Here is a 24,097-nt window from a genome sequence, read left to right on the forward strand (position 1 = left end):
CAGTCCGATACTTGACGCCCCTTGAGGGCGGTGATGTGCTCAGTGCCCTGGTTCTGCGGTCAGGCAGCTGTTCTGCGAATCCTCCACTCAGTGAGGCTGCGATGCGTCACATGCGGGTAACCGGCCCCAAATTCACCGACATCTACAGCGACTATGAGCCCTCGAGCGACCGCATTCGAGACGAGCAAGCGGCATCCCATTTCCCCGTGTATCCAGATCTCGTGACGCGCTTGACGACAGCCGGCAAACAGCCGGACGCGGAGAACGTGATTCCGCACGTCATGGCGGCCTGTGCCGCGTATTCCTATGCGGGATGGGGTCAGAAAGGCGACCCGGAAACACTCGCCACCATGATGACCCGCCTGGGCATGGAAGAGAACCGTTGCCTCGTATTCGAGCAGCGAGTGAACGCCTTGTACATCGCCTCCGCGGCCTATGTGATCCAGGACCGGGACCGCAAGGTCGCCATACTGTGCTATCGGGGCACGCCGCCCGAGGACATCATCAGCGTGCTGGCCGACGCCGATGTGAGCCCGGACAGGATCTCCCTGGACATAGGCGACGAGACGCACGGCGTCCACGCCGGCTTCTACCGGAACGTACGGGCGACGCGCCATCCGATAATCGAGGCCCTGAACCGCGCCGTGGCGGGAGATTCCATCCTGTCCGACGACGAGCCGGGAACGCCGGCGGAGTTGGAGGCACCTGCAGAGCTGGAGGCGCTGTACATCACAGGTCACAGCATGGGCGGCGCGATGGCCGCGCTCATGGCCATCATGCTCCTCAGCGACGAGCGGTACAGCGGTATCGCCAAGAAAATCAAAGGGGTTTACACGTTCGGGCAGCCCATGATGGGGGACCTGCGGTTCGCCCAGGCCTGCGAGAACAAGGAATTCCCCGAAAACGGCCATATCCTGCGCGACAAACTGATCCGCTACATCTACCACCGCGACGTCGTACCGTGCCTGCCGCCCCGCCCCGTGGGGCAGTACGCGCCCTTCGGACGCGAGTACCACTTCGGAAAGTCGATCGGTGTGGTGGATGCGGCTTTCCAGCTGGGCGGTGAGGTGCTCGACGCGGCCCTCTCCTTCCCCGGCGATGTCCTGGCGGCCACGCAGGAGTTCTCCGTACCCCAGAGCGCACTGTCCAGGCTCAAGGCGCAGGCGAGGACGCTGAGCTGGGCGGGCCGGGGCATCGCGGAAGCGGCCGAGGCCGTCGGCCGCGCGGCGTGGCCCCCCTTCCGGACGACGGACGCATGGCGCGAGCGGTCCGGCACGGCGCGCTCGCGGCAGATGCGCAACCTCGCCGGTCTGGCCCTCGTGGCACCCCTGGCGTACGTCGCGAGCAGGCTCGCCCTGACCCGCGGAGTCCCCTTCAAATACTCCTTCGGCGACCACGAATGCAGCCACTACCTCTCCACCCTCGCCCCGGACCTCGTCCTCGACGAGTTCGGCGAAATGAATCACGTGAAGCGTGCGGTGGATGACGGCGCACACTGGGATGCGGATCCGGGAGACCCGGACAACGGCGACGGCTCCGGCTGGCCACGGGCCATGGAGTGACGAGGGCGCCGGCTGTCCTTGCGCCCCGGCGGGCAGGGTTGTACGTGGGCTCCTGATGCACACGGGAAACGGTGAGCGTCGACTGTCCTTCGTACCGCATCGGGGCGAGCCGTGACCCGGGTGCTGTCGTGGCGCGTTGACCCGTGGGGCGGCGTGTGTGTTCGCTCCTTCCGGCCGTTCCGTCCGGAGGGGCCGGGGTCGGACACGGGGGACTCATACGCCGTCCGCTGCGCGCCGCACTCACCGATGGGCCTCCAGGAGACCGTGTCCGATGGGGCTCAAGGTCCTCCAACAGCCTCTGCCTGCCTGCGCCTCAGAAGAACCACGGCCGTCGGCACGATGATCAGGTCCAGCGCCACGTGCCAGATGCTGAAGGGGTTCGCGTGGAGGAAGAGGAAGCGGTAGAGGCCGAGCAGACCACCGATCGTCGGCAGCACGGCCGCCAGTTGGAGGGAGGCCGGCCAGCGCCGCAGAAATCCGATGCCGATCGCGAAGTACGCCGCGCCGAACCCGGCGGCACCCACCACGTTCGCTTCGGCGTCGTACACGGCGAGTTGTGCCACGTGAGTGATCCCGGACAGCAGAAGCAGGCAGGACAACACCGTGACCGCGGTGACGCGTTGCGGAGGCGGAGTGGCCGTTCGGGTGCGTTCGCTCATCGCCGAGGGTCCTTCCGGTCGTGATCGGGGCAGCCGCAGAGCTGGATCTGCGCCGTGCTCGCAGTCCAGCGACCCAAACGGTACGGTGGCCTGACTATTTCCGGAAGATACGGGGGCCTGACTACTTTGCCGAACTCCCCATCGCACAGCGACCCGAGCCAGCTCGCTGATGTCCAGCTGGGGCCGGACGCCAGGATCGGCGCACTCGCACGCCGTCTGGCTGCCGTGGTCTCCGAACAGGTTCAGAGCGACCTCCTCGCTGCAGGCATCGCGGACCTGCGCCCTGTTCATCTGCGCATCTTCGCCGCACTCCAGGACAGCGACGGAGCCCGCGTCACCCAGATCGCCGAGCGCCTGGGGAGCACGAAGCAGACCGTCGGCCCTCTTGTCGACGAACTGGTCGCCAAGGGCTATCTTCACCGCCGCCGGGACCCCGCGGACGCGCGAGCCAAGCTCGTCGCGTTCACCCCCGGCGGAACCGCCGCAGCGGAGGCGGCGTGGCGCAGTGCGGAGAGGGTGGACCGGCAATGGGCCGACCGAGTAGGCCCGCAGCGCCTGGCGCAATGCCGCGCCGTCCTCTGGGAATTGCTCGCCGGGCCGCGATGACCTTGCCGGCCGAGCTGTCGCATCCCCTGAGGCACGCCCCGGTGTTCCGGTCACCGCAGGACACGGAGGGGCCCGTTGGCCATGAGGACCGCCCGGCCCGCCTTCACCCCTGACCACCAACTGCCCACAGCGTGCCGGAGCGAGCCGGCGCTGACCTCCCTGCGCCTGACGGACGGCCAGGTCACCGTCGAAGTCGCCCGCCGCCCGCCGCCCGTTGCCCGTCGCCAAGCCGACGGCACCTGGCTCCGGGTCCTCGACCAGCCCGCCCTGCCGCCTCCGGGCTCAACCACGGGTTGGGAGCACCGCTGGCTGTTCCTGGACGCGGAGAGGAAGCAGGACGACTGGGCCGGCGCCGGTCCCCGTTCGGCAGAACGTTGTCAGTGGAGCCGGATAGAGTCCGCATGCGGTGTCACAGCGGAGTGGTGAGGGGAGCCGTCATGGCAGTGGGTCGTCTGGGATCGGTCGCGGTGGACTGTGCCGAGCCGGAGAAGCTCGCGCACTTCTGGACTCAACTGGTGGGTGGTGAAGTCGTCTTCACCGGGGACGAGTTCGTGGCGGCACGGCTGGGCAACGGGATGTTCCTCGCCGCCGTCAAGGTGCCCGGCCACCGTGAGCCGACCTGGCCAGGGGACGCGGCGCCCAAGCAGATGCACTTCGACGTGGCGGTGACCGACCTGGACGCCGCGGAGGCCGAAGCGCTGGCGCTCGGCGCACGGACGACGGACGAACAGCCGCAGCCGGACCGGTGGCGCGTGTTGCGCGACCCCGCCGGGCACCCCTTCTGCCTCTCCACACAGATCCCGGACTGAACGGCCGCGGCTACCGGCGCCGTTGGGGCGGGCGGCGGACGTAGAGGACGATCAGTGCCCGCGCCTGGCGTCCCCGTTACGCGCCCAACTCCTTGAGCGCTCCGTCCGTGAGCCGGTACACGGTCCACTCGTCCTGCGGGAGCGCGCCCAGCGACTCGTAGAAGGCGATCGACGGTGCGTTCCAGTTGAGCACCGACCACTCCAGGCGCTCGTACCCGCGCTCCACGCAGAGGCGGGCCAGCTCGCGCAGCAGCGCCTTGCCGTGGCCGCCGCCGCGCGCGTCCGGCCGTACGTACAGGTCCTCGAGGTAGATGCCGTGGACGCCGCGCCAAGTGGAGAAGTTGAGGAACCACAGCGCGAAACCGGCCGGCCGGCCGTCCTCGTCCTCCGCGATGTGCGCGTACGCGGCCGGCTGCGGCCCGAACAGCGCCTGGTGCAGGTCCTGTTCGCTCGCCCGCACCTCGTCGAGGGCCCGCTCGTACTCGGCGAGGTCACGGATCATGGCGTGGATGGCGGGCACATCGCCCGGAACGGCAGTACGGATCATGACGGAAAGCCTAACCAGCGAGGACGCGCCGCCGTACGGCCCGTCCCTCCTGAACGCGCCTGTCCCTCTCGAACACGCCCGTTCCTCCTGCACGACCCCGTCCCTTCCGTACGCGACCGTCGCACCCGTACGCGGCAGCCCGCGCCCGCCGGGACTGTGGCGGTGCCCCGATCGCGGGAGAGCACTGGCGTGTCCCGGGCGCGGGGGATTCGATGGGGAGGTGACTGAGACAAGCGACTGGAATCAGAAGATCATCGAAGAGTTCCGCGCCAACAGCGGACGTGTCGGCGGCCAGTTCGAGGGCGCGCCGATGCTCCTGCTGCATCACGTCGGGGCGAAGAGCGGCTCTCCCCGGCTCAACCCGGTGATGTACCAGGAGACGGCGGACGGCTGGGCGGTCTTCGCCTCCGCGGCCGGCGCGGACACGAACCCGGACTGGTACCACAACCTCCTCACCCACCCGGACATCGAGATCGAAGTCGGCACGGAGACGATCCCGGTCCGGGCCCGCGTCCTCGACCGCGACGAGCGCGATCCCGTCTGGGAGGCCCAGAAGCAGCGCTTCCCGGGATTCGCGGAGTACGAGAACCGGACGTCCCGCGTCATCCCGGTCGTCCTGCTCGAACGACGCTGACTGCCGCTGGGCTGCCGGGCGAGGGGGCCCGGCGCCCAGGCCGCAGCGCACAGTAGGGGAGCCCCGCCAGGCCCGCCGCGACGAACGAGCGGCCCGTGGGTGAACACCGGCCCCGGCCACGGCAGTTCGGCCGCAGCGCCCCCGGCAGGCTCCGCTCGCGTACGGGCGGAGCCTGCCGGGGTGGGTCTGCCGGAGAGAGTCCCTGGTTGTCCGTGTTTTCCGTCGCTCAGGACGCCGCTTCCCGGGGGCGTGAGTCGCCGATGTACTGGTCGGCCCAGGCGCTGATGATGTGAGCGGCCCGCTGCGCCTGCCCTCGCGCGGTCAGCAGGTGGTCCGCTCCTTCGAGCGAGATGAAGCTTCGGGGGTGCCGTGCCTCCTGGAAGATCTCCGCGGCGTTGTCGATGTCGACGGTCGAGTCGGTGGGCGAATGTGCGACGAGGAGCGGAAGGTTCACTTCGCCGATCCGGTCGCGCAGGTGAGCCTTGCGGACGTCTTCGACGAAGGCGCGCTTGAGGACGAGGGTCCTTCCGCCGACGAACCACTCGTGCGAGCCCTCGTTGAGGACGCGGTCGAGGACCGAGTCGTACTGCCGCTCGACGTGGCTGGGGTCGACGGGTGCCGCGATCGTGGCCAGCGCGCGGACATCGGCGATCTCGCGCGCGGCGGCGATGGCGGCGGCGCCTCCCCACGAGTGCCCCACCAGCAGATCCACCGGAGTGCCCCGCTCCGCCATGAAGGCCGCGGCACGGACGGTGTCCTGCACCTTCACGGTGAAGGAACCGTCTCCCCAGTCGCCCTCGGAGTCCCCGATCCCGAGATTGTCGAAGCGCAGCATGCCGATCCCTTCGCGTGCCAACTGCTTGCTGACGCGCGAGGCCGCCGGCGAGTCCTTGCCGAGGGTGAAGCCGTGGACGAAGAGGCCCCAGCCTCGGATCTCGCCCTCCGGCAGGTCGATCACCCCGGCCAGTTCAGGGCCGACGACGCTCGGGAATCTCACTTTTTCGTTCATGTGCTGTGCTCACCTAGGCAGGGACTGATCATCGGACAGGGACACGAGGATGGCACCAACCGGTGCCACCGCGAGACGTCGGGCAGCGGAGCAGCGCCACGCACTGCTCGACTTCCCGACGCGTCCGACGGTATCCCGCTACGGGCCGGGACCCTTGTCCGCTACGCGGAGGACGGCTCGGCAGCGGCCGGCGCCGTGACCTCATCGGCAAGGTGCCCGCCGTGCCCGCCGTGTTCGTCCCAGCCGTCCTTGTCACCGTGGACGCCGGCCAGGGTCGGGTAGTCCGTGTAGCCGGTCTCGCCGCCGACGTACATGAGGTACTTGTCCCGGACGGGATTGAGGGGAGCGCCCGTACGGAGTCGCTCGACCAGGTCCGGGTTGGCCAGGAAGGGGCGGCCGAGGGCGATCAAGTCCGCGCCCGTGGCCAGTAGTTGCCCGGCGGCGTGGAGGCCGCCGTCGGCGGGGATGCCGTCGCCGGGCAGGACCGGGTTGGCGATGAGGGTGCCAGGCCAGTGCTTGCGGATGTCCTGGAAGACACGCGAGTCGGGGTCGGCGAACGCGACGTGTACGTACGCCGGTCCGCGTTCGGCCACCGCCTCGATGAGCGCCCGGTACAGGGCAGCGGAGTCATCCTCCTCGATGCCGTTGACGGTGTTGCCGGGGGAGACGCGCAGGCCCACCCGTTCGGCGCCGACGGCCGCGATGACGGCGTCGAGTACCTCCAGCGTGAAACGGATGCGGTTGTCGATGGAGCCGCCGTAGCCGTCGGTGCGGCGGTTGGTGTTGTCCGAGAGGAACTGGTGCAGCAGGTAGCCGTTGGCGCTGTGCACCTCGACGCCGGCGAAGCCCGCGTCGACGGCCCGTCGTGCGGCCGCGGCGAAGTCGGCGACGGTGGAGCGGATGTCCTCCTCCGTCATCTCCCGTGGCACGACCGGCTCCTGACGGCCCGTCGGCGTGTGGATGGTCTCCGGCAGCGCGATGGGGGAGGGGGCGAGGGGCGTACGTCCGCTGTTGTCCGGGTGGCCGACGCGGCCGCCGTGCTGGATCTGCAGGAACATCCGGCCGCCTGCGGCGTGCACCGCCTCGGTGACCTGCCGCCACCCGGCCTCGTGGGCGTCGGTATGGAGAGCGGTGATGTTCGGGTACGTCTGGCCGACGGCGTTGGGCGTGGCGGCCTCGGCGATGATCAGTCCGGCGGAGGCCCGCTGGGCGTAGTAGCGGGCCACGAGCTCGCCCGGCGTGCCGTCGGCGTCCGCGCGGTTGCGGGTCATGGGGGCGATCACGAGTCGGTTCGGCAGCCGGAGCGTACCGAGAGAGGCGGGTTCGAAGAGGCCGTCGTGGGCCGGTGTCTCTGTCATGCGGGCACCGTAGGAATTAACATCGGTGTCAGATTCAAGGCGGGCCGACGACAGAGGGGTGTGAGGTGGGTCATGCGGATCGGCGAACTGGCCCGACGGTCGGGAGTGAGTGAACGGTCTCTGCGCTACTACGAGCAGCAAGGCATGCTCGCGGCCGACCGCACCCCGGGCGGCCACCGCGAATACCCCGACGGCGCCGTCGACCGCGTCGTCCGCATCCAGGAACTGTTCGCCGCCGGACTGTGCAGCGCCAAGATCGTGCAGCTGCTGCCGTGCATGCGCGACGTGGACGGCGGCCCGGCCGAGAGCGCCGACGGGAAGCTGGTCGCCGAGCTGGAGATCGAACGGGACCGCATCGACCGGATGATCGAGGACCTGCGCCGCTCCCGCGACGTACTGGGCGACGTGATCGACACCGCCTCGGGCAGCCGTCCCGTCGCCGCCGGGCAGGGCGAGGGCGAACGCTGACTACGGTGGCCGCTGTCTGGCGGCCGGACTGCGCGGGGCCGGGCCCGTACGTCGGGGTCTGTACGTGTACGGCAAGAAACCTGTGGCTGCGGCGAGCGGCGTGTGGAAGGGTTTCGCGACGTGGCCGACACCAGTGACCGTTCTGACGCCAGCGGCAGTCCCGACACGAGCAACAGCCGTGATCTGACCGGCAGTTCGCAGGGCGGCGAGGGTATCGAGATCACACCGCTCGCCGCCCGCCCCGAGTTGACCGCCCGGCTGGACGAAATCGCCGGAACCTGGCCGGAGTTCATCCGCCAGGACCCGGTCGTCGCAGCCCTGCTGGGCAATGTCGCCGAGGACTTCCCGCAGTATTGCGTGGTGGCCACGGACGCCGGCCGCGTCGTCGCATGCGGCCTGGCTGTGCCCTTCAGTACGGTGCCCGAGGGTCGTGAGGAGATGCCGGACCAGGGCTGGGACCGGGTACTGGTGTGGGCCTACGCCGACCGACGCAACGGTCGCCCCTCGACCACGGCCAGCGCCTTGGAGATCAGCATCGACAGCGCGTACAGGGGCCGCGGCCTCTCGCACCGCATGCTGGCCGCGCTCCGGAACGCGGCCGGCCGCCAGGGCCACGACGCACTGCTGGCCCCGGTGCGTCCGACCTCCAAACACCGCGTACCGCGCGTCCCCATGACGGAGTACGTCCGCCGCGTACGGGACGACGGGCTGCCCGAGGATCCCTGGCTGCGCGTGCACGTACGGGCAGGCGGGACCGTCGAGAAGGTCGCACCGGCGTCCATGACGGTCAGCGGGTCGCTGCGCGAGTGGCGGCAGTGGACCGGCCTGCCTTTCGACACCGACGGCTATGTCGACGTGCCGGGCGCCCTTGTCCCCGTGCACTGCGACACCGTCCACGACCACGCCGTCTACACCGAACCCAACGTCTGGATACGGCACCCCCTCCCGCCCGCCTGACCCGCCACGCCCGATACCGCACGAACTCCCGTGCCGGAACGACCCCGTCGGGCACAATCTCCGCATGCTGCGCGTCGGTTCGGTGGTGCTGGGAGTCTCGGACGTGCCGCGCGCGGCCGCGTTCTGGACGCGGGCCCTGGGGTATGTGCCGCGCGAGGAGATGGAGGACGACTGGGTCGTACTCGTCCCCCAGGGCGGCGAGCCCGGCGTCCAGATCTCGCTCGGGCTGAGCGAGACCCCGCCGCAGGAGCGCCCGCGTATCCACCTGGACCTGTACGCCGGGAACGCGGCCGACCAGGCTGCCGAGGTCGAGCGGTTGGTGTCCCTCGGCGCCCGCCGGGTGGACTGGGACAGCTACCCGGACGACGCCGATTTTGTCGTCCTCGCGGACCCCGACGACAACCTCTTCTGCGTGATCGACACCGGCAGCCACGGCTGACCGCCCCGGCGGAGGGGGCTGCGCCCAGCAGCGCGCGGCCGCCGTCGAATCCCCAACGCTCGCTGCCCCAGCGGGCGTTGGAGAAACGCGACGAGCACCTTCGGACCGTCCGAGTCAGCGGGCCGGGCCGGGCCGGAGGTCAGGCCGCGTCGGATCCCTCTGTGGCCTCGACGAGGCTCTTGGGCCTCATGTCGGTCCAGTTGGTGTTGATGTATTCGAGTGCCGAGTCGCGGTCGGTCTCGCCGAGGGCGGTGTGCCAGCCGGCCGGAGTGTCGGCGAACGCGGGCCACAGGGAGTGCTGTCCCTCGTCGTTGACCAGGACCACGTAGGTGCCGTCCGGGTCCTCGAAGGGGTTGGTGCTCATCCGGTCGCTCCTTCTCGGTGAAGTCTTGTTTTCCGGTGCCACGTGACCCGCGCAGGCCGGGCCGGAGGCCCCAAGCGGCCCTCGCTCTCCCAATCGTCGGTACGGGAGGGCGCGAGGTGTCCCATTCCGTGGGCCGGAGCGGCGCGAACCAGCCGCCGGAGACGTCGAGATGGCCGAGGGGACGCCGCATGGTCTGCGGTGAACGTGCTTGGAGATTTTACCTTAGAGCAGGTCCCCGGTCTCTGTAACCGGCATGTTGATCCCCGTCACCTGCATGTTCACGGGACCCAACTGATCGTGAGCCAGATCATATTGCCGTGTCTTTACTTGTTCATTGCCTGTCGTGTTTCGATGGTGCGGACCGCTTCTTGATCAAGACCACGACGTTCGACGGCAATCGCCCGTGCAGCACCGGCAAGACCGATGGGGATCTCTTTCTCGTGCCCGAAAACTGCCCTGGACTGCAACTTTCCGATGCTCAACTCGGTGTATGGCTCGCGGAGCAGGCAGGGCTCAGCTCGCCCGGCGCCTATCAGCAGGCCGAGTACCTCGTCCTGGACGGCACCGTCGAGGCCGGCCTCCTGGCCGCCGCCGTCACCAGAGCGGCGGCCGACTGCGAGGCCCTCAACGTACGGCTTGCCGAGGCAGCGGATTCCGCGCCGGTCCAGCGGCCCGTCCCGGAACAGGACCGCGACCATGCCGTCGAAGTGGTGGATCTGCGGGGGGAGTTGGAGCCGGAGGCTGCCACACAGGAGTGGATGCGCGCCAGCATGGCCGAGGCCGGCGGCAGCGACGCCGGGTCGTTGTTCCTGGGTGCCGTGCTCCGCGTCACCGACGAGCGCACGCTGGTGTTCCACCGGGCGCATCATCTCGCTCTCGACGGTGCGGGAATGGCCCTGTTCGCCGAACGCGTCGCCGAGGTCTACAGCTGTCTCCACGACGGAGAGGCAGTTCCCGACAGCGGCTGGAGCGGGCTTCGCGCTCTGACGGATGCGGAGGCCGCGTACCGGGGCGGCGGCGAACACGCCGCGGACCGGGACTGGTGGCTGGACCGTATGGCCGGGCGGCCCGACTTCCTCAGCCTCGGCACCCACCCGGCCCCGCCCGCTGCGCGTTCGCTGCGGCTGACCCGGGTGCTGCCGGTGGAGGAGTTCGCCGGGCTGCGGGCCGGTGCGGAACGGCTCGGGCACCGCTGGACCCGGCTGCTCACCGCGGCGACCGCGGTTTACCTGCACGGGGTGACCGGGAGCCGTGACGTCGTACTGAGCCTGCCGGCCGCGGGCCGCCCGCCCGAACTCGCCCGGGACGTACCGGGGATGTCGGCCAACGTCCTGCCGCTGCGGCTGCGCGCCGACCCGGCCGCCACCGTGGGGAACCTGCTCGACCAGGTCGCCGGAGAACTGCGGCAGGTGCGCCACCATCAGCGTTACCGGGGTGAGCATCTGCGGCGTGAACTGGGATACCCCGAGGACGGCCGGAAGTTCTTCGGTCCGGTGCTCAACATCCAGCGTTTCGACCGGCCGTTGCGGTTCGGCCCGGCGACGGCGACCGCCCACAATCTCCAGGCGCCGCCGTCGGAGGACCTCTCGATCGTCGCCTACGACCGTGGCGACGGTGTGCTGCGCTTCGACTTCGACGCCAACCCCTCCAATTACAGCGAGGAGTTGCTGCAGGACGTCGCCGACCGCTTCCTGCATGTGCTGTGGCAGATGGCGGAGGCCGTGCGGGACACCTCCCTGGCGCGGATCGCGGCGACCACAGCGACGGAGTGCCAACGCAGTTCCACGCTGGGCACCGGCGACCACACCTCGCTCGCGGCCGGCGACACGGCCGTCGGCCGGTTCGCGGCACAAGTGCGCCGCGTACCCGACGCGTTCGCGGTGCGCTCGGTCGAGACCGGTGAGCGGCTGACCTACCGCGAACTGGACGTGCGCAGCTCGGAGTTGGCAGCGGAGCTCGCCGCGGCCGGAGCCGGCCCGGAGCAGACCGTCGCGCTGCTGCTGGAGCGGTCGGTGGACCTGGTGGTTGCAGCCCTCGCCGTGGTGAAGACGGGTGCGGCCTACGTCCCCTTGCAGCGCGACGACGCGGTCGCCCGGCAGGAGACTGTGCTCTCCGATGCGGGAGCGCGGCTGCTGCTCACCGAGCGGCAGACCGAAGAGGACGAGATCGTCGCGCCGGCATGCGAGCGCGGTGTGCGGCGGCTGGACGTACGGGCGGGGAGCGCGGAGGCGCCGGCCGAGGCCGCGCAGACACCCGTCGCCCCGGACGCGTTGGCGTGTGTGATGTTCACGTCCGGCTCCACGGGAGGCCCCAAGGGTGTCGCGGTCACCCAGGGCAACCTCGCCGGACTGGCCGCCGACCAGTGGTGGTCCGAAGGCGGCGCGGACCGTGTGCTGTTGCACTCGCCGCACGCCTTCGACGCGTTCAACCTGGAACTGTGGGTGCCCCTGCTGACCGGTGGCGAGGTGGTCGTCGCCGCGCCGGGACGCCTGGAACCGGCCGAGCTGTCACGGATCACGGCCGCCACCGGCATCACCGGACTGTGGCTGACCGCAGGGCTGTTCAACCTGATCGCCACCGAGGATCCCGCGTGCCTGGCCGGTGTGCGGCAGGTGTGGACCGGCGGTGACGTGGTGTCGCCCGCGGCAGTGCGCGCCGTACGGTCGGCGCTGCCCGGACTCACCGTCGTCAACGGATACGGGCCCACCGAGACCACGGTGTTCGCCACCCGGCACCCCGTCGGGGAAGTGAGCGGTGACGCGGGCTCGGTCCCGATCGGTGCCCCGCTGGACGGCAAGCGGGTGCTGATACTCGACGACGCGCTGCGGCCCGTACCGCCGGGCGTGGTGGGGGAGTTGTACGTCGGAGGTGTCGGCGTCGCGCGCGGCTACCTCGGCCGGCCGGTGACGACCGCCGAGCGGTTCGTGCCCGACCCCTCAGGGCCGCCCGGTGCCCGCGTCTACCGCACGGGTGACCTGGCCCGCTGGAACAGCGACGGGAAGCTGGAGTTCGCCGGACGCGCGGACGGACAGATCAAGCTGCGCGGCTACCGCATCGAACTGGGCGAGATCGACGCCGCGTTGCTGGCCGAGCCCGGCGTACGGCAGGCCGCGACCGTCCTGCGCGAGGACCGGCCCGGAGTGCGGCAGTTGGTCTCGTATGTGGCCGCGTCCGGCGACACGCCCGTGGACGCGTCGGGCGACGCGACCGTGGCCGTTTCGGGCGACACCACGCGGCTGCTCGACAGCGTGGCGGACCGGCTGCCCCCGTACATGGTGCCGTCGGCCGTGGTCGCCGTGGACCAACTGCCGCTGACCCGCAACGGCAAGCTCGACCGCGCCGCCCTGCCCGCACCGCACACCGCCCGGAGCGCGGACACGACCAGCGGCACAGGGGCGACCGGAGTAGCCCGTACGCCCGTCGAGCAGCGGCTGGCCGAACTGTTCGGCGACGTCCTCGGCCTGCCGGAAGTGCCGCTCGATCAGGACTTCTTCCAGCTCGGCGGCGACAGCATCAAGGCGATCCAGCTCGCCGGTGCGGCGCAGCGGGCCGGTCTGGACATCGGCACCCCGGACGTGTTCCGCACCCCCACCGTCTCCGGTCTCGCCGACGGCATCACAGCCGGGCCCGGACCGGGGCGGCAGCGGATCGAGTTGGGCGACAGCGACGATCCCACGGTCCCGTTGACGCCCATCATGCACTGGCTGCGGGAACGCGGCGGCCCCATCGACGGCTTCGTCCAGTCCCTGACCGTACGCACCCCGGCGGGCATGACGGAGGATCAGATACGCGCGGTGGTACAGGCGTTGGTCGACCACCACGACATGCTGCGGCTGTCCCTGACCACAGTGGGCACCCTGTGGGCTCTGGAAGTGCGGCCCAGCGTCACGGTCGAGCTGAACCGGCCGGACACCGTACTCAACCCCGAACACGGGCAGGTCGTGCGCGCCGACTGGTCGGCTCCCGGCCCCGGGCAGCCGGGTGAACTGACCCTCACGGTGCACCACTTGAGCGTCGACGGCGTCTCCTGGCGCATCCTCCAGGACGACCTGCGGGCCGCGTGGGAAGCCGTCCGGCAGGGCGACACCCCGCAACTGCAGCCGACGGGAACCTCCTTCCCCCAGTGGGCGAAGGCCCTGACGCGCCACGCGCACCACCCGTCCGTACTGGAGGACTTCCCCCGCTGGCAGGAGACACCCGAGGATCCGCCCGTCGCCCACCGCGCCCTGGACGGCGCGGTGGACACCGAGGACACCCGGGCCTGGCATACCGCCACCCTCGCCGGCGAACTCACCGCGCGCCTCGTCACCGACGCGACCGCGGCCTTCGACTGCTCGGTGCACGAACTGCTGCTGACTGCGTACGCGCTGGCCGCCGCCGACTGGCGCGACGGTCCTGACGCGCTGCTGGTGGACCTCGAAGGGCACGGGCGTGAGGAGTTCGCCGCCAACGTGGACCTGTCCCGCACCGTCGGCTGGTTCACCACGCTGTGCCCCGGGGTGCTCGACCCCGGCTGCTCCTGGGCGGAAGCGCGTACGGACCCGACGGCACTCGACGGCGCGGTGGCCAGGGTGCGCTCCCGTGTACGGGACGCGGCACGGGAGGGACTGTCCTACGGTCTGCTGCGCCACCTGAACCCGCAGAGCGCCCCGGCGCTCGCCGCCCGGCCCGCACCGCAGTTCGCGTTCAACTACCTGGGCCGCTTCGACGTCGGCGGCGACGGCGACTGGGCGGTACGGGCCGACGCCACCGTGGTCGGCGCGTCCGACGGTGGCGGGCTGGCGATGAGCCACACCGTCGAACTCGACGCCGTGCTCGCCGAACACCCCGAAGGCCCCCGGCTGGTGGCGAACTGGTCCTGGCCGCAGAAGCTCCTCGACGAAGAACAGATCGCCGGGCTCGCAGGCCGGTGGTTCGAGGTGCTGGAGGCGCTGGCGCAGCGCGGCCGCGCCCGGGCGTCGGGCGAACTGCCCCTGCCCCCACTGGCGCAGGGCCTGCTGTTCCACTCGCTCTACGACCACGACGGCGCCGACCCGTATCTCGTCCAGTTCGTCTTCGAACTCGACGGAACGCTGGACGTCGCCGCGCTGCGCGACGCCCTCCACCGACTGCTGCAACGCCACCCCCAACTCTCCGCGGCCGTCCGGCACAGCCCCTCGGGGCGCCCCGTACAGGCGGTCGTCCCGGACGCCACCGTGGAGTGGCAGGAGCTGCCCGCACCCGAGGACCTCGAACTCTTCCTCGACGCCGACCGCAGGCGGCGCTTCGACCTCGCCGACCCTCCGCTGATCCGCGCGGCCCTGCTGCACGGCGCCGGCGAACGGCACACCTTCGTGCTGACCACGCATCACCTCCTGCTGGACGGCTGGTCCATGCCGGTCCTCATCCAGGAGCTGTTCTCGCTCTACGCAGGGCGTTCGCTTCCGCCCGCGACGCCGTACCGCGACTTCCTGGACTGGCTGTCCACCAGGGACGCCCGCGCGGACGAGGCCGCCTGGCGCGAACTGTTGTCCTCGGTGGACGGCCCGACGCTGGTCGGCGGGACGGGCCGGCGGGGTTCGGCCGCGGCCCGCAACATGCTGACGGCCGAGCTCGACGAGGCCACGAGTGCGCGGGTGGAGGCCGTGGCACGGCAGTACGGACTGACCGCGAACGTCGTCGTACAACTGGCGTGGTCGGTGCTGCTCGGCGCTCTGACCGGGCGCGACGACGTGGTGTTCGGCGCGACGGTCTCCGGGAGGCCGGCTGAGGTGCCCGGAGCGGAGTCCATCGTCGGCCTGCTGATCAACACCATTCCGGTGCGGGTCCGCCTCGACCCGCACCGCTCCGTCGCCGACACGCTCGCGGACCTGCGGGCCCAGCAGCTGTCCATGCTGGACCATCAGCACGCCGACCTGACCCGCCTGCAGTCGATCGCCGGACACGCCGAACTGTTCGACACGGTCGTGGTGTTCGAGAACTATCCGATCGACGAGGACGCCCTCCACGACCTCGTACCCGGCCTGGAGCTGCGGGACGTCCAGGGGCGGGACGGCACGCACTATCCGTTGACGCTGATCGCCATGCCCGGCAGCCGGCTCCGGCTACGGCTCGACCACAGCACCGACCTCTACGACGAGGAGGCGGCGCGACGCCTCCTCGACCGGCTCGGCGCACTGCTCGACCGGATCACCGCGGATCCGCAAGCGAGCCTGGGCCGCCTCGACTTGCTGCTGTCCGACGAGCAGGAGAAGCCGGCGCAGACGCCGGTGGGCCCCGAACGCGTCGCGCTGCCCGAGCTGTTCGAGGCCCAGGTACGCCGGCGCCCCACGGCCCCGGCCCTCACCTGCGGAGACAGCACCCTCTCGTACGAGGAGCTCAACGTGCGGGCCAACCGCCTCGCGCGGCTCCTCATCGACCGGGGCGCCGGCCCTGAGCGGCTGGTGGGCCTGGTGCTGGAACGTTCCACGGACCAAGTGGTCGCGCTGCTGGCCGTCCTGAAGTCGGGAGCCGGCTACCTGCCCCTGGACCCGAACCATCCCGAGGAGCGGATACGGCAGGTGCTGGCCGCCGCCGGCCCCGTGCTCACCGTGACGAGCACCCAACTCCCCGTGCCCCAGCCGCAGATCGTGCTCGACGGCACCGACCCGGCTGCCACGTACCCGTCGGACGATCCCGGCGTGACCGTGCACCCCGACAGCACCGCGTACGTGATCTACACGTCCGGCTCGACCGGGGCGCCCAAGGGCGTCGTCGTCTCGCACCACAACGTCGTACGGCTCCTCGCCACGACCGACGACCGCTTCGGATTCGGCGGCGACGACGTCCACACGCTGTTCCACTCCTACGCCTTCGACGTCTCGGTGTGGGAACTGTGGGCGGCGCTCGGACGCGGCGGCCGCCTGGTGGTGGTGCCGGACGACGTCGCCAGGTCACCACAGGACTTCCTGCACCTGCTCGCCCGGGAGGAGGTCACCACACTGAGCCAGACCCCCTCGGCGTTCTACCAACTCATGCGCGCCGAGGCCGAGTCAGGTGCGGACGCGCTGCCCGCGCTGCGGCGCGTCGTGTTCGCCGGTGAGGCACTGGAGCCCTCCCGTATCCGCTCCTGGCACGGCCCCGGCCGCCCGCTGCTGGTCAACATGTACGGGATCACCGAGACCACCGTGCACGCCACCTACGGGGAACTGACCGATCCCGACGAGACCACCGGTACCGTCGGCATCGAACTGCCGGACCTGCGGCTCCACTTGCTGGACCACGCACTGCGGCCGGTCCCGCCGGGCTGCCCCGGCGAGATCTATGTGTCCGGCCCCGGCGTGACACGGGGATACCTGGGACAGCCCGCGCTCACCGCGAGCCGTTACGTCGCCGACCCCGCCGGCCCGCCCGGCGCCCGCATGTACCGCTCCGGGGACCTCGCACGACGGCAGGCCGACGGCACGCTGGAGTACCTGGGCCGCATCGACCAGCAGGTGAAGATCCGCGGCTACCGGATCGAGCCCGGCGAGATCGAGCGCGTCCTGGAACGGCACCCGGCCGTGGAACAGGCCGTGGTGCTCGCCGACACGGACTCCGACGGCGGCCGGCTGCTCTGCTACGCCGTCGGCAGCGAGGAGCTGTCACCCGCCGAGCTGCGCGCGTACGCCCGTACGGCACTGCCCGCGCACATGGTGCCCGCCTTCATCCTGCCGGTCGACGAGATACCGCTGACCGTCAACGGCAAACTGGACCGCAGGGCCCTGCCGCGGCCGGAGTCCGCGCTGCCGGTCAGCCGCCCGCCCGAGAACGAGCGGGAACGGCTCCTGTGCGGACTGTTCGCGGAGACGCTGGGAATCCCCGAAGTCGGCGCGGAGGACAGCTTCTTCGACCTGGGCGGACACTCGCTGCTGGCCACCCGCCTCATCAACCGGGTGCGTACCGAGACGGGCTGCGAGCTGAGCATCCGCACGCTCTTCGACGCCCCCGTCGTCGCCGACCTGGCACGACAACTGCCGGAACCGGCCGCCGCGCCGCGCTCCCGGCTCGGCACCGTCGAGCGGCCTGAGCTGATCCCGCTGTCGCCCGCGCAGCGCAGGCTGTGGTTCTTCAGCCGCCTCGCCGGCCCCAACTCCGTCTACAACATGTCCTTCGCCACCCGGCTCAGCGGCCCCCTGGAAGTCGGGCACCTGCGCGCGGCCCTCGGCGACGTACTCGCCCGGCACGAGAGCCTCCGCACCACCGTCACCGAAATCGACGGCGAACCCCACCAACACATCGGCAACGGTGAAGAGTTGCCCTTCCAGGTGGTGACCACCTCGGAGGCCGAACTGCCCGACCGGCTCGCCGACGCGGGAACGCACGTCTTCGACCTCGCCACCGAACTCCCCATCCGCGCGGTCCTCTTCGAGACGGCACCCGAGCAGCACGTACTGCTCATCCTGCTGCACCACATCACCGCGGACGGCTGGTCACTGGCCCCGCTCGCCCGAGACCTGTCCACCGCCTACCGGGCGCGCCTCGCCGGCGAAGCCCCGCAGTGGACCCGCCACCCCGTGCAGTACGCGGACTACGCGCTCTGGCAGCAACAACTCGACCTGCACGCCGAGACCTCCTACTGGACGGAGACACTGCGCGGCGTCCCGGAGGCGCTGCCGCTGCCCTTCGACCACGCCAGGCCACCGGTGTCCGCGCACCACGGCGAGACCGTCGGCTTCACCCTCGACGCCGACCTGCACGCACAGCTGACCCAGCTCGCACGCTCCACCCGCACCAGCGTGTTCATGGTGACGCACGCCGCGATCGCCGTGCTGCTCAACCGGCTCGGCGCCGGCGAGGACATCCCCATCGGCACACCCGTGGCCGGGCGGCACGACGAAGCGCTCCACGAGACCGTCGGCTGCTTCGTCAACACGGTGGTCCTGCGCACCGATCTGAGCGGCACACCGACATTCACCGAACTGCTGGACCGGGTCCGCACCACCGACCTCGACGCTTTCGCCCACCAGCAAGTGCCCTTCGAGGAAGTCGTCGAGGCGGTCAACCCGCCGCGCTCGCTCGCCGCCCACCCCCTCTTCCAGGTGATGCTCGCCTTCCAGGACACCCCGCCCAAACAGTTCGACCTGCCGGGACTGCGCGCCGAGCCCGTCACCGCGCACAGCGGCGCCTCCCGCATGGACCTGCTGTGGAGCCTGCGCCAGCACCACACACCCGACGGAGTCGAGGCCGGCGTCGAAGGCGAGCTGGAGTACGACACCGAACTGTTCACCCCCGCCTCGGCCAGGCTGCTGCTCACCCGCCTGGAACACCTGCTGAAAGCCGTGGCGGCCGAGCCGCACCGCCCGATCGCCGACCTGCCCGTACTCGCCCCCGGCGAGCGGGAGCGGATGACCGGGCGCTGGAACGCCACCGCACACGACGTGCCCGAGACCACCGTGAGCGAACTCTTCGCCGCCCAGGTACGCCGTGTACCGGACGCACCCGCCCTCCACCACGGGACCACCACACTCACCTACCGGGAACTGTCCGAGCGGGCAGACCACATCGCGGCCGAACTCGGCGCCCGCGGCGCAGGCCCCGGCAGCCTGATCGCACTGGAACTGCGGCGCGAGCCCGACCTGCCCGCAGCGCTGCTCGCAGTCCAGTCCATCGGTGCCGCCTACCTGCCCATCGACCCCGCGCTCCCGCCACAGCGAACCGCGGCGCTCCTGGCCGACGCCCGGCCCCTGCTGGTCGTACGCGACGACAACGGACTCACCGTCACCACCGGCGACCGGGAACCGGCGCACGTGCCGCACAACACGGCGTACGTGACCTACACTTCCGGCTCCACCGGACGGCCCAAGGGCGTCGTCGTGCCCCGCAGCGCGCTGGTCAACCTCCTCCTCGCCCTGCGCGAGCAGCTCGAAGTCACCGCGGACGACCGGGTGCTGGCCTCCGCGCCCGCCGGTTTCGACATGTCCCAGCCCGAGCTGTACCTCCCGCTGATCACCGGCGCCGCGATGGTCCTCGCCGACCAGGACACCCTCCGGGACCCCGACGCACTCTCGGCCCTCCTCGAAGAGCGCCAGGTCACCGTGATGCAGGCGACCCCGTCGCTGTGGCAGACCCTCGCGGCGCGCCGCCCGGACCGACTGCGCCACATCCGCGCCGTGATCGGGGGCGAAGCGGTCCCCGCGGAACTGGCCGCGACGCTCAGCGGCCTCACCCGCTCACTGCTGGCCTGCTACGGCCCGACCGAGACCACGGTCTGGTCCACCACCCACCCGGTCGGCCACGCGAACGGCGCCACGGTGCCCCTGGGACGGCCCCTGTGGAACACACGCTGCTACGTCCTCGACGCCCGGATGCAGCCCGTACCGCCGGGCGTACGGGGCGAGTTGTACCTGGCCGGCGCGGGCGTCGCCACCGGCTACCTCCATCAGCCGGGCCTCACCGCGACCCGGTTCGTCCCCGACCCCTTCGGCCCGGCAGGGCAGCGCATGTACCGCACCGGAGACCTCGCCTCGTGGAGCGCCGACGGCACGCTGCACTTCCACGGACGGACCGACGACCAGGTGAAGATCCGCGGCCACCGCGTCGAACTCGGCGAGATCGAGGCCGCGTTGGCCCGGCACGAAGACGTCGAAGCGGCAGCCGTCGCCGTACACGACCGCAGCGCCGACGACCGCCGCCTCGTCGGCTACGTCACCCCGGCCGACGCCGACCTGGCCGCAGTGGGCGCACACGTGAACCGGCACTTGCCGGACTACATGGTGCCCGCCCGGCTGCTCGCCCTGGACCGGCTCCCTCTCAGCGTCAACGGGAAACTGCTGCGCGACCGGCTCCCCGAACCGGACTGGGCCGCCACGGGCGACACGCCGCCACCGGAGAACCTGCGCGAGCACCTGATGTGCGAACTGTTCGCCGAAGTGCTCGCCCTGCCCCGGGTCGGCCCCGGCGACAACTTCTTCGAACTGGGCGGACACTCGCTCCTCGCGGCCCGGCTGACCGAGCGCATCCACACGGTGCTCGGACTGGAACCGGCCCTCCGCAACGTCTTCGAGGCGGCCACCCCCGCGGCGTTGAGCCGGCTGCTCGACCAGGGACCACAGGAGCCCGCACCCGCGACGCACCTCGTGCCCTTCCGTACCGGCGGCACGGCGGAACCGGTGTTCTGCGTCCACCCGCTCAGCGGCATCAGCTGGCTGTACTCGGGCCTCCTGCGGCACATCGACCGCGACCACCCCGTCCACGGCATCCAGGCCGAAGGCCCCGGGGGAGTGGCGGACCTGCCCGAAACCGTGGAAGCCATGGCCGAGCGCTACCTCGACCTCCTGCGTACGGTCCGCCCCCACGGCCCCTACCACCTGGTCGGCTGGTCCTTCGGCGGACTCGTCGCCCACCACATCGCGGTACGGCTCCACCAACTCGGCGAGCCCGCCGGATCGCTGCTCCTGGTGGACACGGTCGCCGGCACCGAAGCCGGACCCCAGCCGCCCGTCGACGACGAACGGGTCTACCGGGTGCTGCTGACAGCCGCAGGTCTCGACGACAGCCAATTCGCCGTGGACGACCTCGACTTCGACAGCGTCTCGTCCTTGCTGCACCGCGAGGGCAGCGTGTTCGCCCGCTTCGGCAAGGACGACATCGACCGCGTCATCCAGGTCTCGCGCCACAACGACAAGCTCCTGCGCGCCTACCGCCCACCGCGCTACCCGGGGGACACCACCTACATCGAAGCGGCGGACGCCCCGGCCGCGGCCCCGCACCACGAACTGTGGCGGCCCCACGTCGGTGGCCGGCTGACGGTCGCGCACACCGCCGCCGCACACCACCGCGTGATGCAGCCGCAGCACGTGGACGACGTCGGAGTCCAGCTCCGCGACCTGCTCAGGAGGCGGCGTTGAAGCCCACAGACCCCGCAGCCCTCACCGACCCGGGAGCCCTCGCCGAACTCCCCACCGGCGCCCGGGTGATGGTCCGCCTGCCCAACGGGCGCGCCCTGGCGGACATCCTGCTCGCCTGCTTCGACCTGCATCTCGTCGCCGTCCCGCTGCCCCCGCGCACCACCGACCGCACGGTCGCGGAACTCGCCGAACGCGTCTCCGCCACGGCCCTGTTGGACGTCCACGGGCTGCACCGCACCGGCCTGCCCGACCGCCACCCGGCCCCGGACGACCTCGCCTTCATCATGTTCACCTCGGGCTCCACAGGACCGCAGAAGGGAGTCATGCTCAGCCGCCGGGCCGCAGTCGGCAACGCGGCCAAGACCGCGGAGCTGCACGGGCTGACGCCGGACCGCCCGCACGGCACCTGCCTCCCGCTGTACCACTGCAACGCGCTGATGATGTCCCTGCTCGGCACCCATCTCACCGGTACGCCCCTGACCGTCCAGGACACCTTCGACCCCGCCGGCTACTTCGCCGCGCTGGACGCGTCCGGGGCGAAGACCGCCTCCATCGTTCCCGCACTGCTCGCGGACCTGCTGGAGGCCGGCCCCGAGTGGCCGGACGGCCTGGAATACCTGATCACCGCCGCGGCCCCGCTGACCACCGACCTCGCCCGCCGCTTCCACCGCCGCTACGGACCCCGCCTGCGCCAGGGCTACGGCCTGACCGAGGCCGTCAACTTCAGCTTCACCATGCCCCGGCTCGACGACACAGCCTTCCGCCACCACTACCTGGAGCAGACACCTCCCGTAGGGGAGCCGCTGCCGGACACCGAACTGCACCTGGAATCCGGCGAAGTGTGGATCAGAACCCCTGACCTCATGACCGGCTACTGGCAGGACAGCGACACCACCGCCGCCACGGTCACCGACGACGGCTGGCTGCGCACCGGCGACCTCGGCGAACTGCGGGACGGTTTGCTGGTGTTGCGCGGGCGTGCCGGAGAGCGCATCAACCGGGGCGGGGAGAAGCACTACCCCCTCGACATCGAGAACGGCTGGCGCGAGGCGGGCCTCTCCGGCCGCTTCGCGGCAGTCGCGGTGGACGAACCCGCACTCGGCCAGGACGTCGGCCTCATCGCCACCGACCAGCACATCGACGCCGTACGCGACCTGCACCGGCAGGCACAACTGCGGCCCGCGGCGCTCCAGTTCGGCGGATTCCGGGCGACATCCACCGGCAAGCCCCAGCGCAAGGCGATGAGCCGGACCCTCGCCGCGCGCCGGCTGGCCCCCGCACGCTACGAACGGCTGCTGCACCACGCCGCGGCCACCGCACACCACCTCCTGCGCACCGGAGCCGAAGACCCCGGCCTGCACGCGCTGGCCGCGCAGGCCGACGCCCGCCCGCAGACAGCCGACGAACCGGTCCTCGGCGCCCTCGACTTCCTGCGGGAGCACTGGCACAGCGAGGACGAGGCGGAACTGTCCGACGGTACGGAACTGTCGGACGGTACGGAACTGTCCGGCGGTACGGAACTGTCCCGCGCCAAGGCCCGCTGGCGCAGCACCCTGCTGACCGAATGGCCCCTGTCCGTGCACGCGGAACTCGCCGCGGAAGTGGCAGCGCGCCACGGGTACGAGGGGGAGCCGGTGCCGTACGGAACCGAAACCCACTTCGGCGACGGGGCGTTCCTCGTACTCCCACACGGCCCGTCGGCAGACGGCCCCGCCTGGCCGCTGGGCCTCCTCCTGACCTTCCTCGACAGCTCCGCCCAAGACGGCAACAGCCCTACCCAAGACGGCGAACCGGACCGCTGGCAGCGGCTGGCCCGGCTGCGGGAGCGCGTTTTCTCCACCACAGGCTGCTCGGTACTGCGTGCCGGGCGACACGACCTGGGCGGCGTGCTGTGGGCACGCCGCCCCGATGCCGGACCGAACACGAGCACCGACACGCACACGAGCACCGACACGCACACGCACACTGGAGCGACTGCATGACCCAGAGCACCGAGACAGCCGGCCGGATGAAGCAGACCCCCGACCACGAGGACGAGATCCTCGACGTCCGGGGGCACCAGGACCCCGACCGCAACCGGCTGACCCCGGTGGTGAAGCTGCCGCCGGAAGCCGCTCTGGCCGTGGTCGAGGCACTCGCCGGGCTGGTCCGCACACAGCACCGCGAGGAGGAGGCGAACCCGACCGCGGACGGTGACCTCAAGCAGGCCCAGGAGTTCGAGGAAGGCGATGTCTTCATGGTGGAGCCGCCCTTCGAGGGCTTCTTCGCCGACCGCTATCTGATGGACTTCTACGACACCACCGAACGCGACATCTGTTCGCGCATGCACCTGCACACCGGGCTGCGGTTCGTACGGATGATGACCGGCCCGGAGACCACCATCCGGGTCTCCAGCCTGTCCCCGATCACCCTGCGCCCCGCGGTGGGCTGGACCACCCCGCTGAACGCGTTCACCGACGCGTTGCCCGATACGCCCACCGGGGTCGACCGGGACCGGTACAACGTGATCGTGCCGCCGAACTCCTGGGTGGACATGCAGATCCCGCGCGGCGTGTCCCACCAGTTCAACGCGGTGGGCCCGAACGCGGTGATCGACTCCGTGCACCCGGAGGAATCCATCGAGACGCTGCGCGAGGGAATGTCGGGCTACCGGATGATGGCGCAGACGATCTTCCTCGCGAAGGACAAGAGCCCGGCCGCCACGTGTGCCGACGTCCCCGCACCGGACCACGTCACAGCGCCGGTCCACAGCACGCGCCACTGACAACGATGCCCGCCCGACCAGCCACGACGTACCCGCGAGGACCGACTCCCGCCACCGGCGGCCCCCGCGCCGGTT

General features: G+C 71.0%; 16 protein-coding genes. 11 read left to right on the plus strand and 5 right to left on the minus strand.

Annotated features, from left to right (window positions below; translation table 11 throughout):
• The first annotated feature begins 110 nt into the window (after nucleotides 1–110).
• Nucleotides 111–1,562 (plus strand): lipase family protein, encoded by a 1,452-nt coding sequence (locus tag AC3AGO_RS35610; protein WP_487824448.1) that lies wholly within the window; start codon nucleotides 111–113, stop codon nucleotides 1,560–1,562.
• 278 nt (nucleotides 1,563–1,840) lie between these two features.
• On the opposite strand, the gene AC3AGO_RS35615 is transcribed toward AC3AGO_RS35610, so the two are convergent.
• Nucleotides 1,841–2,221, minus strand: a complete 381-nt coding sequence (locus tag AC3AGO_RS35615; RefSeq protein ID WP_487824449.1) for a hypothetical protein — start codon at nucleotides 2,219–2,221, stop codon at nucleotides 1,841–1,843.
• Nucleotides 2,222–2,446: 225 nt separating this feature from the next.
• On the opposite strand from AC3AGO_RS35615, the gene AC3AGO_RS35620 reads away from it, so the two are divergent.
• From AC3AGO_RS35620 to AC3AGO_RS35630, 3 genes are all read left to right on the plus strand, one after another.
• Nucleotides 2,447–2,827 (plus strand): MarR family winged helix-turn-helix transcriptional regulator, encoded by a 381-nt coding sequence (locus AC3AGO_RS35620; protein ID WP_487824450.1) that lies wholly within the window; start codon nucleotides 2,447–2,449, stop codon nucleotides 2,825–2,827.
• An 81-nt stretch (nucleotides 2,828–2,908) separates the two neighbouring features.
• Nucleotides 2,909–3,253: a hypothetical protein gene (locus tag AC3AGO_RS35625; RefSeq protein ID WP_487824451.1), complete on the plus strand. Its 345-nt coding sequence runs from the start codon at nucleotides 2,909–2,911 to the stop codon at nucleotides 3,251–3,253.
• Nucleotides 3,254–3,264: 11 nt separating this feature from the next.
• On the plus strand, nucleotides 3,265–3,636 hold the full coding sequence (locus AC3AGO_RS35630; RefSeq protein ID WP_487824452.1) for a VOC family protein: 372 nt from the start codon (nucleotides 3,265–3,267) through the stop codon (nucleotides 3,634–3,636).
• Nucleotides 3,637–3,712: 76 nt separating this feature from the next.
• On the opposite strand, the gene AC3AGO_RS35635 is transcribed toward AC3AGO_RS35630, so the two are convergent.
• The gene (locus AC3AGO_RS35635) at nucleotides 3,713–4,183 is read right to left on the minus strand and encodes an N-acetyltransferase family protein (RefSeq protein ID WP_487824453.1); all 471 of its coding nucleotides are present in this window, start codon (nucleotides 4,181–4,183) and stop codon (nucleotides 3,713–3,715) included.
• 220 nt (nucleotides 4,184–4,403) lie between these two features.
• On the opposite strand from AC3AGO_RS35635, the gene AC3AGO_RS35640 reads away from it, so the two are divergent.
• Entirely contained in the window at nucleotides 4,404–4,817 is a 414-nt protein-coding gene (locus AC3AGO_RS35640; protein ID WP_487824454.1) for a nitroreductase family deazaflavin-dependent oxidoreductase, read from the plus strand.
• 226 nt (nucleotides 4,818–5,043) lie between these two features.
• Here AC3AGO_RS35640 and AC3AGO_RS35645 read toward each other — a convergent pair whose 3' ends face one another.
• Nucleotides 5,044–5,826 carry an alpha/beta hydrolase family protein gene (locus tag AC3AGO_RS35645; RefSeq protein WP_487824455.1) on the minus strand — a complete coding sequence of 261 codons (783 nt, stop codon included), beginning with the start codon at nucleotides 5,824–5,826 and terminating at the stop codon, nucleotides 5,044–5,046.
• A 161-nt stretch (nucleotides 5,827–5,987) separates the two neighbouring features.
• Nucleotides 5,988–7,184, minus strand: a complete 1,197-nt coding sequence (locus tag AC3AGO_RS35650; protein WP_487824456.1) for an alkene reductase — start codon at nucleotides 7,182–7,184, stop codon at nucleotides 5,988–5,990.
• Nucleotides 7,185–7,256: 72 nt separating this feature from the next.
• On the opposite strand from AC3AGO_RS35650, the gene AC3AGO_RS35655 reads away from it, so the two are divergent.
• The 3 genes from AC3AGO_RS35655 (at nucleotide 7,257) to AC3AGO_RS35665 (ending at nucleotide 9,048) form a co-directional block, all read left to right on the plus strand.
• A complete protein-coding gene (locus tag AC3AGO_RS35655) occupies nucleotides 7,257–7,652 on the plus strand; it encodes a MerR family transcriptional regulator (protein ID WP_487824457.1) in 396 nt (131 codons plus the stop codon).
• A gap of 183 nt (nucleotides 7,653–7,835) precedes the next feature.
• A complete protein-coding gene (locus AC3AGO_RS35660; RefSeq protein WP_487824921.1) occupies nucleotides 7,836–8,609 on the plus strand; it encodes a GNAT family N-acetyltransferase in 774 nt (257 codons plus the stop codon).
• Nucleotides 8,610–8,673: 64 nt separating this feature from the next.
• Entirely contained in the window at nucleotides 8,674–9,048 is a 375-nt protein-coding gene (locus tag AC3AGO_RS35665; RefSeq protein ID WP_487824458.1) for a VOC family protein, read from the plus strand.
• 139 nt (nucleotides 9,049–9,187) lie between these two features.
• Here the strand turns inward: AC3AGO_RS35665 and AC3AGO_RS35670 are convergent, their stop codons facing one another.
• On the minus strand, nucleotides 9,188–9,412 hold the full coding sequence (locus AC3AGO_RS35670; protein WP_487824459.1) for an MbtH family protein: 225 nt from the start codon (nucleotides 9,410–9,412) through the stop codon (nucleotides 9,188–9,190).
• Nucleotides 9,413–9,780: 368 nt separating this feature from the next.
• Between AC3AGO_RS35670 and AC3AGO_RS35675 the strand changes: the two genes are divergently transcribed.
• The 3 genes from AC3AGO_RS35675 to AC3AGO_RS35685 are packed head-to-tail and all read left to right on the plus strand — an operon-like array spanning nucleotide 9,781 to nucleotide 24,022.
• Nucleotides 9,781–21,258, plus strand: a complete 11,478-nt coding sequence (locus AC3AGO_RS35675) for an amino acid adenylation domain-containing protein (protein ID WP_487824460.1) — start codon at nucleotides 9,781–9,783, stop codon at nucleotides 21,256–21,258.
• Nucleotides 21,255–23,240 (plus strand): class I adenylate-forming enzyme family protein, encoded by a 1,986-nt coding sequence (locus AC3AGO_RS35680; RefSeq protein WP_487824461.1) that lies wholly within the window; start codon nucleotides 21,255–21,257, stop codon nucleotides 23,238–23,240. The genes AC3AGO_RS35675 and AC3AGO_RS35680 overlap by 4 nt, the downstream gene beginning before the upstream one ends.
• Complete coding sequence (locus AC3AGO_RS35685; RefSeq protein WP_487824462.1) at nucleotides 23,237–24,022, plus strand: hypothetical protein; 786 nt, start codon at nucleotides 23,237–23,239, stop codon at nucleotides 24,020–24,022. Before AC3AGO_RS35680 ends, AC3AGO_RS35685 begins: the two co-directional genes overlap by 4 nt.
• Nucleotides 24,023–24,097 lie beyond the last annotated feature (75 nt).

The sequence above is a fragment of the Streptomyces sp. BL1 genome, assembly GCF_057628045.1.

What these genes read in the sequence shown, in the direction of transcription:
- AC3AGO_RS35610 (WP_487824448.1), top strand. Translation starts at nt 111, where the DNA reads ATGCGGGTAACCGGCCCCAAATTCACCGACATCTACAGCGACTATGAG.
- AC3AGO_RS35615 (WP_487824449.1), bottom strand. Translation starts at nt 2,221, where the DNA reads ATGAGCGAACGCACCCGAACGGCCACTCCGCCTCCGCAACGCGTCACC.
- AC3AGO_RS35625 (WP_487824451.1), top strand. Translation starts at nt 2,909, where the DNA reads ATGAGGACCGCCCGGCCCGCCTTCACCCCTGACCACCAACTGCCCACA.
- AC3AGO_RS35630 (WP_487824452.1), top strand. Translation starts at nt 3,265, where the DNA reads ATGGCAGTGGGTCGTCTGGGATCGGTCGCGGTGGACTGTGCCGAGCCG.
- AC3AGO_RS35635 (WP_487824453.1), bottom strand. Translation starts at nt 4,183, where the DNA reads ATGATCCGTACTGCCGTTCCGGGCGATGTGCCCGCCATCCACGCCATG.
- AC3AGO_RS35645 (WP_487824455.1), bottom strand. Translation starts at nt 5,826, where the DNA reads ATGAACGAAAAAGTGAGATTCCCGAGCGTCGTCGGCCCTGAACTGGCC.
- AC3AGO_RS35650 (WP_487824456.1), bottom strand. Translation starts at nt 7,184, where the DNA reads ATGACAGAGACACCGGCCCACGACGGCCTCTTCGAACCCGCCTCTCTC.
- AC3AGO_RS35655 (WP_487824457.1), top strand. Translation starts at nt 7,257, where the DNA reads ATGCGGATCGGCGAACTGGCCCGACGGTCGGGAGTGAGTGAACGGTCT.
- AC3AGO_RS35665 (WP_487824458.1), top strand. Translation starts at nt 8,674, where the DNA reads ATGCTGCGCGTCGGTTCGGTGGTGCTGGGAGTCTCGGACGTGCCGCGC.
- AC3AGO_RS35670 (WP_487824459.1), bottom strand. Translation starts at nt 9,412, where the DNA reads ATGAGCACCAACCCCTTCGAGGACCCGGACGGCACCTACGTGGTCCTG.
- AC3AGO_RS35685 (WP_487824462.1), top strand. Translation starts at nt 23,237, where the DNA reads ATGACCCAGAGCACCGAGACAGCCGGCCGGATGAAGCAGACCCCCGAC.